The sequence below is a fragment of the Microbulbifer mixtoriginis (SeqCode) genome (genome assembly GCF_052467945.1).
In genome coordinates, this window is the sequence record NZ_CP174328.1 from 1,809,842 (window position 1) to 1,829,006 (window position 19,165).

Below are 19,165 nucleotides of genomic sequence, written 5' to 3' on the forward strand. Positions count from 1 at the left end.
GATAGGTTATTAATCGTTATTCGATACTTCAAAACTCTCAGCCAGTAAATTCTGTGCAGGGTCCCGCTGATATGATGGCCAGATATCTAGCGCCAATACTTTTTCGGAAGGCAAACGATCGATCAGTGCATTTCCGTTGATGACCTTTGCATCCAGCTCGTTGATATCGGCTAACAAACGGTAACTGGCAGTTTCGGTAACCTGCTGCCACCCGCCTTTCTCCCAGCGCCAACGCTGCCCATCCAGGCGTATCTGGCCTGTTTCCAAATATTCGACCGTTAAAGCTGATGAAAGAGGAGCCCCGAGCATATTTTGTGTGCGTGTCACGCCCACATAGGCGTTTAACACACTCTCGATATTTTTCTGCTGCTGTATATCATCAAGTAATGCGGACAGGGATTCCGGAGTTTGATGAAGTGTCCAATCCAGTGCGGCCACCGGTGCGTAGTAGCGAGCCCAACCAGAAATCGGCGCTGTGCTTAAACGTTCAACAGGTATTTCGCTGCCTGCCAAATCTCTAGTCGTTTTGTCGGAATAGCGAACCAGAACGTCATCGAGCACTTCGATACCGTCAATTTCTGCAACACACAACAGGCCTATCGCTCCCGAAACTCCATCGCTTAACCATGCAGAACCAGCAATACGTCGTAAATCCGACTTGGCAACTAGATGCTGACGGGCCAAGGCACGGGCAATATCAACACGCCTCAGCCAACGTCCTGTGCCCTCATCGGCAATATCCCAGTGAGGACCTTCGGATAATTGCAGTAAGGTACCGCTGGCCCGAGTCTCGCCGAGTCCTCTCGGCCACTGGGCAATCCGCTTAATTTCGATATCCGTACCCAGCCGATCATTAACGCAGGCCTGCATCTGGCCCACATCTTTTGCAATGGCGGAGACCATATTAGAGCGGTTGGAATCATGGGGAATTTCAAAACCATCGAATACTGCAAGTTCCTTATCAGGTGCCCATTGAATGGCGAAATCCAAGGGACCATTAGTACTCCCCTGCTCGCTGAACACAGGCTTGTCAGCGCTTTTAATACGAACTTGCCAGCGCCAATCTCCCGAAGGGGCTGCGCCTTCAAGGGGTGTGGCAAACTGTGCGGTTGGCAGGATGAACTCACGGCTTAAATCCAGAGCTTCGCGCTCTGCTGGCACCCGCAAAATACGCTCGGGATCAATGCCTAGACGCGGAATAATATCACTGGCTTGTAACCAGACTCCGCTGGGTGTCAGCCCCGAGGGCTCCCCCTCAGCTGACCAGCCGGGAGCAGTCAGTTGCCACGATAGTTTGATATTACAACCTAGCTCAGGGCAGCCTGAAATTGGCAAGGACATATGGTCGTAGCGTTGTTCAGCCGTTACTTCACGCCCATCCACTAAAGCGTTCACCAGGACAAATCCCTGAGGCAATTCAAAATGCAGGCCCTGTCCATCAACCTGGACTTGGAGCAATTGCCACTCAGCTTCCACTGTCTGATTATCCGGGTTGATACTGATTTTCAGATCACCGCCAGATACTTCAAACTCACTAGCTTTCGGCAACCAGTATGCTTCCCAGGCTGCATCTTCCCGCTTCAGTTGCTCCGGTGATTGATAACCTCCCTGCACTACCAACTTGTCTTCCAGTACAGTACCCAGACCGAGAAGAAATAGAGCGGAACAAGCCACCAAGGCACCCTGAGGAGCTATTAGGCGAGAGCGTATAAGGGCAAAACCCCGGGACATGCGGCTATCTAATCCCCTTGGAATCCATAGAGCAGCCAGGCCGACCATCAATACGGCGAGTGCAACTTTGAATCCATCCAGGGCTAACAAATAGCCGATCCATGGTTCCCAACCACTGAGGGCCGACAGTTGAATATGTGCAGTGATACCTACTTCATAAGGAGGATAATGCACCAGCTCCAATTCATGATTCAGTACCAAAATAAAGGTCACGAACATTGACATGGAATAAGCAAAGCCCGCATGGCGGAATAGCGCATGCACCAGGAGCACCATCATCGACAACTCCAATAATGGTGCTGTCACTATCAACAACTGGTAAGTAAATGCCTGGCCTATATCGACAGAGGCCGGAGCAGAAAGAAGCACGGCAAAGCTGCCCGATAACCCCGGTAGCAGTGCCAACAGCACCGTCATAGCAAATACGGTAAGAGCGACACCAAACAGGCGCATATAATCCGGCGCTGGAGTAGCAGCCAGCATATCCTCAAACCCTGGCACCTGATCCCTGCGGCATACCAAGCCAGTCAGCGCCGCGATCACAAATGCAATCACAAGGAAAATAACATCCTTGAGGAGCGGCAACAGCATTTCCAAACGCGGTGCCATAGGCCCTTCCGCATGCCAGATAATTTGGGTAAAAGAGCTGACGACCCCCATCACAACGAGTATTGCCACACCAACCCACCAGGCCCGACTACCCCATACATGGAGCAGCCTCCAACGGGCTTCCAGCATTAATTGACGCAGGCTGCGCCCAAGCGATGCGCTATCGGGCTTAGAGGGAGAGAGATCTACTACTTCACTGGCAGCTGTCATTTTCCTGGTTTTAGCACGAGAAGATTTGGCCGCGCCTTCCAGAATCAGGGACTCCCTTCTCAGGTATTTCAAGTAGACAGCTAAAGCAAGCAGCGGTAAAAGACACCAAAAAATCCGGTTTAATACCGAGCCCAGGGTAAAGGGCAATAAAGAAGAGGATTTTTGCAAAGGTGTCCAGGAGGTGACTTCCGTATAAACAAAAGTAAACAGCGAAGGGTCCATGACCGCAGCCAGCTGCGGATTAATGCTTGCACCCTGAAGCACGATTACAGCAAACATCCATAGCATCATCAAAGCCGCAGCGAGCCCAAAGGGACCCGCCAGGCTTCGAGTGCGCAGCGTCATAATAAAATACAGAGCACCGATACCGACACTGGCAGGAATCTGTAGCCAGATCCATGCAAAGCCGAGGGCTTTCCAGGGGGCTGGGCCAATCGCCGCTTCAGGCAATAAGCCCATCCAAACCAATACCGGCGAGAATAAAAAGCCCACCAATGCCGATGCACTTAATACGGCCCCAATCACCGCTGCACCGATAAACCGTCCCCAAAGCATTACGCTCAGGGAATTCGGGGTTGTATAAATGACTTCGTGCAAACTGGCTTTGCGATCGCGCAGAATCGGTTGTGAGAATACCCAGGCCCAGGCAAAAAACTGGAAGAACATACACCCAGCACCCATCAGGTAAATGAGCGATGGCGAGTTCCGGGGGATATCCGTAGCCCCCATTTTTTGCATATAGTCTGCGTTTACCAAATTCAAAAGCAGGTAGATCACCAGCCCCCAAAAGGCCAATGCCACAATACCGCTACTAAAACCGGCCCTTATCTCCAGCTTTGCCTCGTGGGCAATAAGCGCCAGCTTATTCATACTGCCTCCCGCTGGTCTTTTACCTGCTCAATCGCCAGGTGATAGATATCTTCCAGGCGCGGGGAATGGGCCGTAAAGCGAGGGTCTTCGGGTTTATCACCGTGTACGATTACCTGGGTGCCATCGGGCTTGGCGATATTGTGCAGGGATTCCGGTAACTGCTCACCGCGAGGAATCAGTGCTTGCCACATCTTGTCTCTATGGGGAGCAGTCACTTCCGGGGCTGTCCCCTCAACGACGATGCGCCCTGAGGCCAGTATCGCCAGGCGCTGACACAGGTTTTCGATATCTTCAACGATATGGGTGGAGAGCAATACAATGGCATCCGCCGCGACATCCGCCAAAACACAGTGAAAGCGATTGCGCTCAGCGGGGTCCAGGCCTGCTGTGGGTTCGTCGACAATAATTAGGCGCGGCTCACCGATAAGTGCAATGGCAATACCAAAGCGGCGCAGCATGCCGCCGGAATAAGTTGATACAGCTCGATCGGCCACATCGGCCAAATTGACCTGCTCCAAAAGCCTGTCCACTTCGTGACGCCGTGCACTCGTTTGGGTGAAACCTTTAAGCCAGGCAAACCGATCCAATAATGCCCGCGCGGCAATTCCGGGGTATGCGCCAATATGTTGCGGCAAATAACCCAATTTACTGCGCATAAAATCCGGGTCTGCCAGAACATCCACACCATCGAGAATAATCCGGCCACTATCTGGCGTTTGTAGGGTTGCCAAAGTGCGCATCAAACTACTTTTCCCGGCGCCATTCGGCCCGAGCAACCCATACATTCCGGGGCCAACTTCTAAATCAACACCGTTTAGCGCTTTCACCCCGTTTTTATAAGTCTTAAAGAGCCCTTCAACGATCAACCCTGATTGCTTTTGCATCTCTCCTCCTAACCCCGTTTATAAGTAAAAATTCCGTAATCGCTTTTTGTACTGAACGCGTTTTCTTCTAGTCGCAAGCCTGGCGAACAATATCGGTAAGTGCCTGCACTGATACTGGTTCCGGTTCCCCGGGCTGGATTAATGCCGGCATACCGATACGCGCAGTTAAATCACTCCATGCCATCGACACACTCAAAGCCCACTGGCCGCTTTGCCTGCGTTTTTCAGGTTGCGCGATATCAGCGCAAAGGGAATGCAGAGCCTGGATAACGGCCTCAGGCCAAGTGAGGGCAAAAATATCGTGGTAACTGCGCATGTCCGAATCACCCAGGGTTACCATGCTGGGAACCGCCAATCGCTCGGTACCCTCACCGCTAAGTATCAGCCTGCCTGTTTGATCCCGTGGTGAATGCAGCCTTGGATTCCACAGCACGGGGCCGTGGGTATCGGCCAGGGTTAGGACACCCCCCTCACTACCTATGGCAAGTCGATGCAGTAACAGGGAGTGATTGTCCGGGTCTTGTGGGTGCACCTGATTTTGTATGCGCAACGTCAAGGGCACTCCACCAAGAGTGGCCGATAAACTCTGAAAAGGGTGCCCTTCCGCTTGCACCGGCTCGCTAAAAGACCAGGGGCGAAGGCCGCCTACCGCGCGGCCAATTACATCCAGCAGCGGATAGGCCATCTGGCTGTTGCAGATAGCATCGACCATCTCCAGGCTCTGGTGCCGGCGCAAATATTTGGCCGCCGCCAAAAATTGCCTGGTGGGACGCAAATTCGGATATAGCGTATTAACCGCGTAAGCCGCATTTCCCTGCTTTGCAGCCAGCAGGTTTGCAGTAATTTCCTTGGCGTGGACCGGGTGCTCCTGCAATACATGAATACCCCGCTTGAGTAGCGATTGGGCCAATTCAGAACCCTCGCCCCCCGTTGCCCCAGAACGAACAACAACACACACTATGTCGATGTCATCGGGAATTTGCTCAGCCTCGGTATAAAGCGGCACCCCATATTGTTCGGCACAACTTCTGGAATAATCACTACCCCGAGCCAATAAACCGGCCAATTCAAAATAATCCCGATCGGGTAATCTGGAGGAAGTCAGGGCTTCGAGATAAATACGGCCAAAGCCTGTCCCTGCAACGACAACCCGCTTGCGCTTGTCAATTCCCATAGGACGAATCTCCCTGATGACTGTCCATGAACTGGGCCCATTCCTGCAACTGGGCGTTGTCTACCTGCCCCTCAAGCGTCAAAGGCAGTTGGTCCAAAACCTGGATAAAGATTTCTGAATCAAAATGATCGATATATTCGGCCAGGCAATCTGCCGTTAGGCGCATTTGATTTTGTTTGGCTCTACAGGCAAAGAAGCGATGCCCCTGTCTGGATAGGGGGTGTTCAGAGACAGGCAAATCCATAGCCAACTCTAATCCGGCAGCCTCCAGGGCATTGTGCCACTGGGAAAGTGACAGAAATGTTGCACCGGAATCCGTACGTTCGTCGACGGCATCAACCAACATAAATGCCTGTGAAGCCATTACCCAGAACTCCTCACTGGTTGGCTCGGTCATAATGAACCAACCTCCCGGGCGCAATAACTCAGCCACTCTTCGCAGGGAGGCATCTGTGTTATGGGCGGCATTAAAAACACCACCGGCAATAATTACGTCGAAGCTATTGGGAGAAAATCCCTGGCTGCGCAACGAACGATCAATATCAAACAAACCACGGCGCAACCAGGGGCGTTGCTCCTGATCACCATGCTGTGCGAAAAAGCTGTCGAGAAAAGCCACAGAGATATCCGTGAACTGGTAATCAAACTGAATATGGCCACTGGCATCGTCCAACACGGGCAAGAGAGCCTGGGTTGTCGCGCCAGTGCCTGCACCAACCTCTAAAATTTTCAGGGGCTGTGGTTGCCCTTCCCAGTTATTTAAAATGGACTTCAATAAAGCGCTGACTGCACGCTGTTGGTACCTGGCAGCGATACCCTCCCGGTAGAGCGCACTCGCCAACTCAGTGCTACCACGGGGGAACAACAAGTGCACAGCCTGGACTTTGCCTCGAATCAGATCTGATAATTGCTCCGCATTAGCGCGGGCGTAATCGATCGTTTTGCTCGCTCCAGAAAGTGCTCGCCAATCCTGTTCCAATTGACCCCAGGCCTGGGCAAGAGCGGTATCACTGTAGCTATCTGGATCAACCTCGACACGCCAGCTGTCACCGTCAGCACTAAGTAACTGTTGCTCCTGCAAAACCCTAACCCAACGTTTAATCAAGGCTCGGTGCTGTTGAGCAACCGGTGGGGTTTCGAGTAGCTCTACCAAACTGTGTACTGAGTACTGATCACAAAACAGTCCCAGGTGACTAAAAGCATTCAACATGGAGAGCAAAGCGGTAGCGTTAAGCTGTTCGGTAACCTTTACCGCATGTTCCAAGTCAATATGGGCAAATTCTGTATCCAGCTCGGTATTGATCCCTTCAAATAACCCAGCCATATCGGGCATGCCAGGCTTGCCCTGTATCTTCTCCTGTACCTTAGCTTGTGCAAACACAGCCCAGCGGTCGCCCCCGGTTAGGGGCACAGTGAAAGAGTTGGTGACGGCGGGGTGTTTCGCAACGCTCTCAGTGATGGCCTCAAGCTTTTGGGTTAACGCCTGCTCCGCCTTTGCAACAGGTTTTATATCTGTCTCGCTACAGACCCAACCAGCTATCTCACTGGCTAAAAGGCGCCGAGCATTCTGCAATAGGGGTTGTGCCAGTAATACTTCAGTTTCATAGAGCAGACATTGCAGGTTTTTCAGGTTTGTCAGGGCAATTGCGGGATGTGCGACCAATCCCTTTAATAAAGTTGCCGGCAGCATTACTCCGCTAAACCCCGAGCGCTCCAAAACGACCAGTGCTTTTGCGGGATTGATTTCCGGCGACTGTAAATCGACAGAAAGCCTACTACTCCATGCCGCAAAAATGGCAAATCGAGCAAACTTATTCAGAGGGGAAAATACCCCTACCAAGCCCTGAAGAGCCCTTAGCGACTCTTGTTGGGATTTATAAAGTGTGAAATTTGCTTCAGTGGTGTCAGCCTCTATCAGCCCCTTGTCTGTTAACAACAGGGAAAGTTCTTCTAGATCAATTTTCAATAAATCTGGGGTTTGTACTTTAATTGCCAGGGGCTCACTCTCTGCATTAGTCTGGGCTTCAGTTTCAAACCCGATCCCCAACCTTAGCGCCACCAAGTGCAAAAGCAGTCGAACTGCTTCTTCGCAGCTATTGGAAGGCAACAGCAGTACTTTACCTTGCAAGATATCCAGCTGCTCACCCAGGTTTTCTGCCACGGATTTTGTCCAGGCCAGTACCTGGTTGCCACTCAACTCATGGCCATCAAGGGATAATGCAGGCACTTCTCCCAACTGCTCTAATCCGCTTAAGATTTCTGCTGTTGTTACTTCGATTTTCATCACAGCCTCTTAAACAGCTATCGCAATAAATAGAGTTTGACCCGCGACCGATAATGACGATGTCGATGAAGGTAAGAAGCACTTAACCTCAAAGCCGGCCTTAACCAGCTCTTCCTTCCATGCTGTGCTGTCGATAAACACCTGGTCGGTTCCTCCTCTCCGGTCTTCACTCCCCAGCAGAGGCTCCGATTCTGCGGGGGAAAGAAGAAACTGCATTGCCGTTAACATGGCATGGTTTTCCCGAGTGGATTCGCTAAACAACAGCCAGCCACCAGTGACCAGAGAACGACGAATACCTTGCAGGGTCTGGCCAATATGAGCGGCGTTGTGCAAAACATTGCCAGCCACAACAATATCGGTGCTGGCTGCTGGGATTGACTGCGCGGTAAAATCCGCATTGATATCGAGCAGGCTGCAGCGTAAGCCGATGTGATTGCGGAATTTCTTCTGGGCCGCAGTGGTGAATAGAGGCGATATATCCGTAAAGCGATAATTAATCGGCCTGCCAGCCAGAGTATCTAAAATTGCAGCAGTGGTTAGACCCGCGCCGCCGCCTAATTCGATCACTCTTAACATAGGGCCAGGTTTAACAGCCTGTTTTACAATGTTCGCGGCTGCATAATTGAGATATGTCGTAAACCAGTTGTTCTGGTAGGCGGCCAATGCCGTTAGTATTTCTCCATTCTCGAACAGCAGTTGATTAATTGAGGCTTCATCACGTACCAGTTCAGCCAAATGTTCCAAAAGCTTTTGGTGGGACTGAGCCATTTCCGGGGGAAATCCCAACGCATCGTAGGCCTCCGGTAATTTATCTGCCCCCGCTGCACACTCGGGAATTTGCTCCCAGGAGTAGTAGCCATTACTGAGCTTCAAAAACTCCCGTTCAACCAAGGCCACCAGCCAGCGGCGAACCAGCCAGTGGTGTCGGGAAGCGGCACCCAGTGTATTAATAATTTCGTCACTGCTGCGCCCGACATTTTCGGCGGTCAACGCGCCGCTGGAAGAAAGCAATTCCATAATCGCCCGTAGGCTGATGAATTCCAGCCTTTGCATTGCAGCAGGTAGTTGCGCCAAACCACTGTCTACCGTCATCTCAGCGGGTAGAGCTGCCAGCCCAGCCTCATGGGCAGTATTGGAAGGTGGAAGTGTCAGGTTTTTCAAATGGCTCCCTCCTCAAGGCAGACCATATCTTCAATTCCCGTTTCTAGGGTGGTTAAAAATGTTAATGCACCAATCTCCGACATACGCTCCATCGCTGATGCCGGGGACAACACTTCGGCGCAGTAATGACAACCCGCAGGGATTTCATTGCGAAGTACAGCCAAAGTGGTAACTGCAGCTACCGCGGCTGTTAAATCTGCATTGCCGGTGCCCCGCAACGCGGCCGTGCGAGTGCGCTCTTGCCCGTAGTAATTACCGGTAAGTTGCAAAAGCATGACTACATAAGAATGGCGCCCCGCCAGATCCAGCGCACTGGCCCGACACAATGCTGCTCGGGCTTCATCGCGACCCAAACCATGGGCGCTATTAAATGCCGATAAAATATAAGAACCGGTAATCGCGTTATACCAATCGCCTTCAGAGAGGGATAAGTCCCGAGCCAAGCGCTCGCTTTCACAATTTAAATAAGAGAGTAAAGTGGCAGTGTCAGGGAAAAACGGCAGCTCCACATCGGAGCGGCGCTTCAAAACACTATTTAGCCGGCGACCATTACGCCAGGCCGCCAATGGCTTACTGTGCTCTTCGTAAGCGCCATGCAAATAATCATCGGCAGCGACATCGGTAAACCGATCGCGCAAACCGAAATAACTGGTCAGACTCTCTACCTCTGAAAATTCCTGCTCCGCCAGCCAGCGCGGTAGCAAGCTACTAAGCCCCGGCTGTAAACCAGCTGATAGAACTGCGATTAATCCACGGTTCTGGTAATAGGATGAATCAAGTTGTTCATAGAGAGCCTCATCACCAGCAACATCGATATAGACAGCCCCCACTTGTGCCGCAGCCTTGGCAGCCCTGTCGCCGATCAAATATGAAGGTCCTGCACAATTGATCAGAACCTTACAGCCGGATACAAATTGATCCAGTGAGGCGGCATCCAGGTAGTTCACTGTGTGAAAAGAAATTACTGAATTATTGGATAACGGCTGTTTATGTGCGTTGCGGCCACCAATACGCAAAGGCCCTAATTCAAGGGACTGTAAATAACTGGTAACGGCTGTACCCACATCACCGTAACCACCTAAAATCGCAATTGTCATAGACTCACCTCCGTATCGGTCTCAACCAGTCTCCAGCCAGTTGCGCGGCTGCGCTGGCGCCAAAAATGTGCGTAAAGGCCCTGCTGGGATAACAGTTCACGGTGATTTCCAGTCTCAGCCGCAGCGCCTGCATCAAGCACGACGATTTGGTCCGCATTCATCACGGTGGACAATTGATGGGCGATTACAATAAGAGTGGAACCCTGTTGTAACTGCCTCAGGGAGCTGTTCAGGTATTTTTCATTGCGTGGGTCCAGCGCCGCTGTCGCTTCATCCAGCACAACGATTGGTGCAGCTTTTAATAGGGCGCGGGCGATAGAGACCCGCTGGCGTTCGCCGCCAGAAAGTGCAGCCCCCCCCTCTCCTACCTGTGTCTGCCACCCCTGTGGCAAGCGCGCGATAATCTCATCCACGCCAGCCAGTTTCGCCACACGCTCCAGTTCTTTCTGATTGGCTTCAGGGCAACTCAGTCGAATATTCGCTTCCAGGGTGTCGCTGAACAGATACACATCCTGCATAACAATAGAAATCTGCTGCATCAGATCTTCTGTACGCAGTTGTCGTACATCCACCCCACCCACTTTTACCTGGCCCTGATCGGTATCAAAAAAACGCAGCAACAAACGGGTGATGGTGGTTTTACCTGAGCCTGATGCACCGACTATCGCTGTAGTTGTGCCCGGAGAAACCTTAAAGGAAAGATCCTGCAATACCGGTTGTCCCGGCTCATAACTGAAATTCACCTGTGAAAACTCAACCAGTCCGCCCTGGGCGGTAAAAGGCTGAGATATTGGTGGCTGAGGTAGCGGCTGCTCAAAAAGAATAGCGGCCAGTCTGCTTAAATCATTACCGGCCATGCGCAGCAGACCACTGCGCCCGGCGAGTTCCGCCAGAGGACCGGTAAATCGGGCCGCCAAAGCTAGCAAAGCCACCAATTCGATAGGGGGAAGTTGTTGATTGAGCGTGAGCCAAATGCCCACGGCAATAACTGCGGCAAAGGCGAGTTGCACCATAAATCCCCCGGCAAACAAACGGGGGAAGGTCTGCCGTAACATGGACCCAGCGGCTCTGCTTTGTCCGGCAATCGCCTCTTCCAGTGGGGGGTAACCGCTGACATTTTTGCCAAATGACCTGAGTACCGCTTGATTGCGGGCAAACTCCACTACTCGGCTACTGGCGCGAGCACCGGCAGCATCCACTTCCGTTTCCATGGCACCTATCCACTGGGCGGACCAGCGATGGCCGATATAAATCAGGGGCACAAACAACAAAGCGGTCAGCCCCAAGCGCCAGTCAAACCACAACATCGCCACCCCCACTATCAGAGGAGTGACAACGCCGCTGACAACAGGGGGTAGCAGATGTGCAAAGATATTTGTCACCATCAAGGTGCCCCCAGTTGCACTGCGGGATGCACGACCCACTTTTTCGGAATTGAACCACCCCAGAGGGAGTTGAGAGAGGTGTTCACCCAGGCGATTGTGCAGGGTTTTCAATACCAGAATGGCTAGTGTCGCCCCTTTAATGGTTTGCTGGTAACGGGCAACGCAGGCGATCACAACAACCGAGAACAGAGCGATCAACCAAAAGCCAACCGCCTGCATCTCAGAGGCCAACAGTGAGCTGAGCAGGGGCACCAGAAGTGTCACCGCGATTCCCTGCAAAACCCCATAGGCCAGAAGCCATACCGCATAAATGCCAACTTCACGGCGATGCGCAGGTCCGAGAATGGCGAGCAAACTGCGAATCATGATGAGACCCCGCTAGTAACCTGAGCCTCACCACTCATTGCTTTTTCACTCTGTTCGGCACTGTTGTACAAACGCCATAATTCCGCGTAGTGCTTGCCTTCGGCCAACAATTGCCGGTGACTTCCGCATTCAACCAAGCGGCCGCCGTCCAGGACCGCAATCTGGTCGACACCGGTGATGGTGTGCAGCTTATGGGCTATCACCAGTACCGTACGATTCCTCACCAAACGCGATAATGCCTGCTGAACTAGGGCTTCAGATTCGGGATCAGCATGAGCCGTGGCTTCATCCAGAATCAGCACAGGGGCATCTGCTAAAAGCGTGCGTGCAATACTTAAACGCTGAGCTTCACCACCAGAAAAAAAGGCATCCTTGCCAAATACCGCCTGGTATCCCTGGGTGAACTGCAAAATTCGCTCATGAATGCATGCACTGCGCGCAGCTTCAATCAGCTCCTGGTCACTGGCATCCGGTCGTCCAAGACGCAGGTTATCTGCTACGGTACCTGCCAACAGCTGGGTCTCCTGAAGTACAAAACCCACATGTCGATATAAATTGTCTGGAGCAATATCACGGATATCGACGTCCCCCAGGAGCACAGCACCTTGGGTCACGTCATAAAAACGGGGCACCAGCTTGGCCAGGGTGGATTTCCCGGCACCGGAACTCCCAACCAAAGCTGTGATCGAACCGGGGCGACAGCGCAAAGTAATATCGCTTAATACCGGCCGATCCTGGGTATAGGCAAAGCTAACCTGCTTAAAGAGCAGCCCTGCATCTTTGGGCTCTTTGGGTTCAGAGGTAACAGCCAGGGGCGCAACCTCCAATAATTGATCGATCCTGCCTGCGGCCGCTTTGGCTTTTTGCTGAGCGGTCAGTCCCTGGCTCAAGGTCAGGATGGTCTGGGGAATCATCACGGCGATCAGCGTTGTTGCGAGAACATCAATCGGCTGAATGCCTGTATTCACCACCAGCCAGGCGCCCCCAGACAAACTCACCAACATAATGACTGGCACAGATAAGGCCAAAGAGGTCACAGCCTCCAAACGGACAAGCGGTGTCACCCAGCCCGTGTAACGGCGACTGAAATCCTCGACGGCCTGTTGGTAATTTCTGTGGGCGCGGCCGGTTTGTGAGAAAACCTTGACCACCGCAATACCGTGAACAAATTCGACAATCGCAGCACTGACCCGAGCAAAGTCCTTATCCAGCTGCTGCATTTTTTCCCCAAAACCGCGCATCATCCAGGCGTAGGACAGCAGATAAACTGGCAGGGTAAGTACTGCCAACAGGGTCAAGCACCAGTCGAGCCAGGTTAAATAACCCAGGCCCGCCAGTGGCAGTACAAACGCTGCAGCCAACTCCACCTGGTGGTGCGCAACCATATGGTGAAGATCATCAAGGTCGTCTTGCACCGCTTTGCGCACCGCGCCGGAGGTGTGCTCGCTGTACCAACCAAGGGGCACCTGTCCCAATTTCCGCACCAGGGCCCGTCGCAGTTCCGCCTGCATACGCTGGTCGGCAATATGGGTTAACCACAAACCGATCACGGTGCAGATCCAACCCATCGCCAGCCCGGCAACTATCGCGAATACAACGGGAATAATCGCATCGGCGATATCACTGATATCGGGCGTCAGGAACAGGCGAGCCAGCTCAACGATACCGATAAAAGGAATCAGTGAAGTGAGCGCACCACAGGCACCGAGCGCCACCCCCAGCCACACGAGGCTACGAAATGGACGCATCAGTTCCCGCAGGTTGGGCTTTCGCAAATTAGACTTTGGCAAAATTTGCTCAGACATCTATTTGCCCGCTTTACCGCGCTGTAATGGTTTTGCCAAGTGCTCAACGACAGTGGCAACCTGCGGCGGCTCCATCACGCTGAAGTGATTGCCCGGCACATCAATTAATTCAAACTCACCCAGACAAACATCCTGCCAATAAGGCGCAGCCATATGGCCTACGCCGGCGGTGACACCGAAGGATTGCTCTTCCTGGCAGCGCAAGTAGGTCATATCGCCAATATAGGGAGGCAGATCAAAACAGGCAGCGCGCATACTGTGTCGGCACACCCGGAAAAGCCCCGGTATCATCGCGGCTTCAACCGGCACACCCGCTTGGGCAGAGGCTAACTCGGTGTAACCGGTCAGGCGCTGTTCTTGGGTGAGTTGTGAGCGTTGTCGCACGGCTTCGGCGACCGTTTTAAGCCCGGCATCACCGTTGAGTTCTGCCATTGCACCGGCAGGAACACGACCGTTGTGTTTCTGCATTAAAGTCTCGATCGCGCGGGAAATATCTTCGCTCTCGATATGCTCACCAAATACCGCTTTTACCGGATCGAGATTCAGGTTGGGGGCAAAAATTGCTTCGAAAGCCAGCTCTTCATCGGTATCGACAAACATTGGGATACTGTCAATCAGGCTCAGGTCAATCACATCGACACCGCGCTCCAGCAGTCTCCGCGAAACTTCCGTTGCCAGCAGGCCGCCCAGGCAGTAACCAATTAACTGGCAACGCTGATAGCCCTCGTCGATGATTCTCTGGGCGTAATCATCGGCGGTGCGCTCGATTAACTCTTTGGCATCAATGGACAGATACGCTTCTGTATCGGCGACAGCAATCCCGAATACCTGGCCCAAATCCTGGGCCGCAAGCGCTTTGCCCAGGTGCTGGAAATAATCCAGGGTACCCAGGGCGGCATGGAACATAATCCGTACCGGAGTCTCTTCTTTAGATGCCCCTTTACCCTCGCCCTTATGACTGAAAGGCACCATCAAGGAGTTGCTGCCCTCGCGAGTAGTTGCCACCAGGTTGTCGCTATCCGTGTTTGCCTGTTCCTCGACAGCGACATCCGGCTCAACTCTCAGTGCTCGGGCCAATGCAGCAACCGTTGGTCCATTGAGCATGTGGCGCAACAAGGCGTCGTAAGTAAACGATTTTGCCTCGGTAATCTCTTCCAACAAGCGCCCTGCAACCCGCGCCATAATCAGCGAGTCACCACCGAGATCAAAAAAACTGTCCTGTCGGCCCACATTATCGAGGCCCAGTGCATTAGCCCAGAGTTTGCACAGAGCCGTTTCCAGAGGGTCCATCTGCTCTGAGTGCGCAGCCTCTTGTGCATCGCCAGTCGCAGGTCGCCAACCGGCAAGCATTTTGCGATCAACTTTGCCATTAGCGGTGAGCGGGAGCTGGTCAAGAACTTGTAAATGAGCGGGCACCATATGCGCGGGCAATCTATTCGCTAAAAAGTCCCGCAGTTTCCCGGCACTCAAATATTGCCGATCAGTTTTCATCTGCGCGGCCAATAAGTTCATACCAAAAGCCGACAAAGGATGCTCATCTTCCGGCAGGCAGAGCACTTGGCCGGCACCATGGGCTTTTAACAGCGATTGCCATTTTTCGATAGACAGGAACTTGGTCGCACCACAAGCGCGATCATCACCATCGGGGTCCATCATAAAACCCTGAGTGAGTAAGATATGGGCGTGATCCACCGTTGGCTCAGTCAGGATTAACCAGCCTCCAGGCGCCAGCAATTCAACAGCACTGGCAATAGCCGTCTCTGGATCTCGGGTACTATTGAGCATCCCGGCACATAAAATGACATCTGCACTATTGGGTGCCAAACCCTGGGCGCGATAGTCTGTATTGAGATCCATTATTCCAAACCGTACCCAAGGCCACTCTTTAAATTGGCGGCGAGCCTCAGTCAGGAAAAATGCGGTCATGTCGGTAAATAGATAATCAACGTCATATCCATCCAACATGGGAATAACCGACGCACTGGTAGCCCCTGTGCCAGCGCCCAACTCAAGAACCGTTAACCCTCTATCGCTCTGGGCGGCAATGCGGTTAATTAATGCGGCAACGGCGGCATTGTTATAGCGGGCAATAAGATCGTCCCGATAAAGGGACAAAGCCACCTGCTGGTCGCCCTGGGGGAACAACAATTCAAACGGGTTTTGTTGATTCGCTAATAACTGGGGTAATAATTCGACATGATCCCGGTGATATTGCAGAAATTCCCGATTACAAAAACCGTATTCAATTCCCTGTTCAACGCGATTCCACGCTTCATCAACAGCAGATATGTCGACAGCCTGGGTACGCGTATATTGTTCCTCAGCGCCAGCGCTGATAGTGGATAAGCTGAGCAGCTTTGCATTAACGAGAAGGTCCAACCAACGATGCACCAGCCAGTGATGCTTTTCGTGGACTTCCGCAAGTGAAAGAATTTCTTCTGCACTGTATCCCTGCTCACAATCTATAAATGCCCCCAGGCCCATAAAACCGTGAAGCATCGACAACAGGGCCGCTTCCTCAAGCGCCTGCACATAGTCGCCGACACTGACAGATTCCGGCTCACCGGCCTGGTAGTGCGCAAACTGTCGCACTGAATTTACCAGTTCTGGATCGATAACCGCCGGCTCGGCATCATCCATGCGGCGACTTTCCACAAAGCCCAACAGATTTAAATCCGCTCGCGAGCCGCCCACTTTCTTCTCAATTACCGCCGTTGCTGTTGATACTGCGGGGTGGGCCAATAATGCAGACTCCACTTCTCCCAGTTCGATACGGTGTCCGCGAATTTTTACCTGCCCGTCTTCACGGCCCAGGAATTCGAGTTCGCCACCGGGCAAGTAACGGCCCAAATCACCGGTGCGGTAAAGGCGCTGGCCATCCACCGGGTGAGAGAAAAACTTCTGTTCAGAGAGTGCCGTATCACCGAGATAACCATCGGCCAACCCCAGGCCAGTAATCATCAGTTCACCCGCCACCCATACAGGGGCATCGCGCAACTGGCTATCCAGCACCCGGAAACCCTGGTTCATCAGCGGCACGCCATAGGGAATACTGCTCCAGGCAGGATCGACTCGCTCAATACGGTGGTAGTTGGACCAGATTGCAGCTTCTGTAGCCCCACCCATGCCGATCAGCTCGAGTGCTGGCACATGGCGCCTGATATGTTCCGGTAAAGTAACCGGAATCCAGTCTCCCGATAGCATTGCCAATCGCCATTCAGACAACGGCCGAGGCTCTGTATCCAAATAGGTGGCCAGCATTTGCAACTGCGCGGGGACAGAGTTCCACAATGTCACCCGGTGCTCATCCATGACCTCCGCCCAATGTGAAGGGTCTGCACCTCGGGCCGGATCGGGCAGCACCAAAATCGCACCGGCTGCCAAGGGGCCAAAAATATCGTAGACCGACAAATCAAAACTGAGTTGGGCCAAGCCCAAAATACGATCGCCCGGGCTCACTTCGAAGCGGCGATTAATATCCATCACCGTATTTAAAGCGGCCCGATGATTAATCATTACACCTTTGGGCTCGCCGGTAGAACCGGAGGTGTAGATAACATAAGCCAGTTGCTCGGGATCGCCGTTACTGGCTACCGGGATCTCGGTTTCAGGTGTCAGGGTATCAACACTGATCACCTGCACTTCTGATGGCCACTTAATTTGGCTGGCGAAGTCGCTGAGTGTCAGGACGTATTCCGCCTCTGCACTGAGCAACAATTTATTGAGCCGTATTTCCGGTTGTGCCGCGTCCAGTGGCAAATAGATACCACCAGCCAGGAGCACACCGAGGGTCGCCGCTATCTGCTCTCGCCCTTTCGGCATTGCAATGGCTACGAGGCTACCCAGCTGGAAACCTTCTTTGCTCAGCGATTTGGCGATACCCGCCGCTTTTTTCGCCAGGTCGCCATAGCTCACACTGCCATTGCTATCAATAATGGCGGTAGCATCCGGCGTTGCCGCAGCCCTGGCAAATACGCCCTGATGCAATAGCTCTGAAGGAACAGGCCCATCGGTTTGATTAACCTGATGCCTCTCCTGTTGCTGCCACTCGGGTAAAGAAACCGGAGACTTGCCAAGCCATTGCCCGTCGCCGCCAGCGGCAAGCTCATTCAACAAGCCGGTAAAGGCCGTGAACATATCCTCCACCAGGCCCGATGGAAAAACACCCTGGCGCACGTCCCAATTAATTTCCAGACCATCGGCATCATCTCTCACCTGGCAATCCAGCGTGACTTGCGGTGTCTGGGTAATTCCCCTGCCGGACTTTCTACCGCTGGCAGGTTTTTCGGTATCTCCCAGGCCAATAGCACTGGTAAATACCACCGGCATCAATGCGGCCTCGGGTCCTCGCGCACGGGACATTTCCCGCAGCACTTCCACACCGGAGAACAAGTGGTGATCAATATCACTGAACAACTGTTCGCCAATGCCTGCCGCCCAATCGCGAAAGGTTTTTCCATTGGAATCACTAATCGCCAACACACTGACCGAAGTAAAATCACCGATCAGCTGGTTAACCTGAGGGTGTAAGGGCAGCCGATTCAATAAGGTAAGACTTAAGCTAAAGCATGGCTGGCGGCTCCACCGCTGCAATACCGCTCCGTAGGCAGCCAGCACGGCAACCGACGCGGTTAAGCCGGCAGTTCCGGCTCGCTGCTTCAGTGTCTGCCAGTGCGCCGTGTCCAGGCGGTAGTGATGGCGATTAAAACGTACAGATTCAGCCTCGGAAGCAGGCGGCAAAACCGGTAACTCAGGTGCGGGGGGAAATTGCTCAAGGCGATCCAACCAATAGCGGCGATCATTTTGGTAGCCCTGGCTGTCCAATAAACTTCGTTCGGCCAGGAGATAATCGCGAAAATCAATTTCCAGTGGCCGCAGGGCTGCACCGGGGTGAGACAGCAGAAGGTCGAGCTCATTAAATAAAATGCCTGCACTGGCCCAGTCCGCGATCAGTGCATCCATAGAGAAATGCACTATATGGCCCTTATCTGTGCGGGTATGGCGCAGCTCGAACATGGGCCACTCACCCATGGGGTAGTTGCGGTGGCCCAGTTCATCTCTCACCGATTCCAAGGCAAGCTCCAGGGCGTCCTCGTCCAAACCGGTGAGGTCCTGGCTTTTCATTTCGTAGTGCGGCACTTGGGGGAGAACCCGCTGGTATCCCTCCTGCTCGATAACCGCCCGCAACATCGGGTGACGTTCAATGAGTTGGTTCCAGGCTTCCTGTAAACCTTTTGGATTTAATCCCGGGTACTCCAGCTCCAGGTAACCGTGACAAGCAACGCCGCCGTAGCCAAATGCATTTTGTCGACCCAACAGGTAGGCAGTCTGCACATCGCTTAAAGGGAAAGGTTCATGCCGATTATCTTTATCAGCCTCAACCACCACTCCCAGGTCCTGGTGGTTGCCAGCGGCTGTTTGAGCAGCGCTCAGTATTTCGATAATTTGTGACTTGTGTTCCCGCAACCTTTGCTTGTGCTGCTCCGTCAACAATCCTTTGGCTGCACGAAAGCGCAGTTGTTCAGACTCGGTCCAGAGTTCCACTCCAAGCCCTTGTAATTCGTCGATCAGTTCCATAGCCGTCATGGG

At 52.9% G+C, this 19,165-nt stretch carries 9 protein-coding genes; all 9 read right to left on the reverse strand.

What is annotated here, in order from left to right:
- Window positions 1–9: 9 nt before the first annotated feature.
- Window positions 10–3,420, reverse strand: coding sequence for an ABC transporter permease (locus tag ACJJIJ_RS08000; protein WP_444939208.1), 3,411 nt, complete (start codon window positions 3,418–3,420; stop codon window positions 10–12).
- The gene (locus ACJJIJ_RS08005) at window positions 3,417–4,304 is read right to left on the reverse strand and encodes an ABC transporter ATP-binding protein (RefSeq protein WP_444939209.1); all 888 of its coding nucleotides are present in this window, start codon (window positions 4,302–4,304) and stop codon (window positions 3,417–3,419) included. Before ACJJIJ_RS08005 ends, ACJJIJ_RS08000 begins: the two co-directional genes overlap by 4 nt.
- A gap of 67 nt (window positions 4,305–4,371) precedes the next feature.
- The gene (locus ACJJIJ_RS08010; RefSeq protein ID WP_444939210.1) at window positions 4,372–5,478 is read right to left on the reverse strand and encodes a Gfo/Idh/MocA family oxidoreductase; all 1,107 of its coding nucleotides are present in this window, start codon (window positions 5,476–5,478) and stop codon (window positions 4,372–4,374) included.
- The gene (locus ACJJIJ_RS08015; protein WP_444939211.1) at window positions 5,468–7,762 is read right to left on the reverse strand and encodes a class I SAM-dependent methyltransferase; all 2,295 of its coding nucleotides are present in this window, start codon (window positions 7,760–7,762) and stop codon (window positions 5,468–5,470) included. Before ACJJIJ_RS08015 ends, ACJJIJ_RS08010 begins: the two co-directional genes overlap by 11 nt.
- Before the next feature lie 9 nt (window positions 7,763–7,771).
- Window positions 7,772–8,923: a class I SAM-dependent methyltransferase gene (locus tag ACJJIJ_RS08020; RefSeq protein ID WP_444939212.1), complete on the reverse strand. Its 1,152-nt coding sequence runs from the start codon at window positions 8,921–8,923 to the stop codon at window positions 7,772–7,774.
- Window positions 8,920–10,020, reverse strand: coding sequence for a saccharopine dehydrogenase NADP-binding domain-containing protein (locus tag ACJJIJ_RS08025; protein WP_444939213.1), 1,101 nt, complete (start codon window positions 10,018–10,020; stop codon window positions 8,920–8,922). Before ACJJIJ_RS08025 ends, ACJJIJ_RS08020 begins: the two co-directional genes overlap by 4 nt.
- Window positions 10,017–11,771, reverse strand: a complete 1,755-nt coding sequence (locus tag ACJJIJ_RS08030) for an ABC transporter ATP-binding protein (protein WP_444939214.1) — start codon at window positions 11,769–11,771, stop codon at window positions 10,017–10,019. Before ACJJIJ_RS08030 ends, ACJJIJ_RS08025 begins: the two co-directional genes overlap by 4 nt.
- Window positions 11,768–13,576, reverse strand: coding sequence for an ABC transporter ATP-binding protein (locus tag ACJJIJ_RS08035; protein ID WP_444939215.1), 1,809 nt, complete (start codon window positions 13,574–13,576; stop codon window positions 11,768–11,770). Before ACJJIJ_RS08035 ends, ACJJIJ_RS08030 begins: the two co-directional genes overlap by 4 nt.
- Window positions 13,577–19,162 carry a non-ribosomal peptide synthetase gene (locus tag ACJJIJ_RS08040; protein WP_444939216.1) on the reverse strand — a complete coding sequence of 1,862 codons (5,586 nt, stop codon included), beginning with the start codon at window positions 19,160–19,162 and terminating at the stop codon, window positions 13,577–13,579.
- Window positions 19,163–19,165 lie beyond the last annotated feature (3 nt).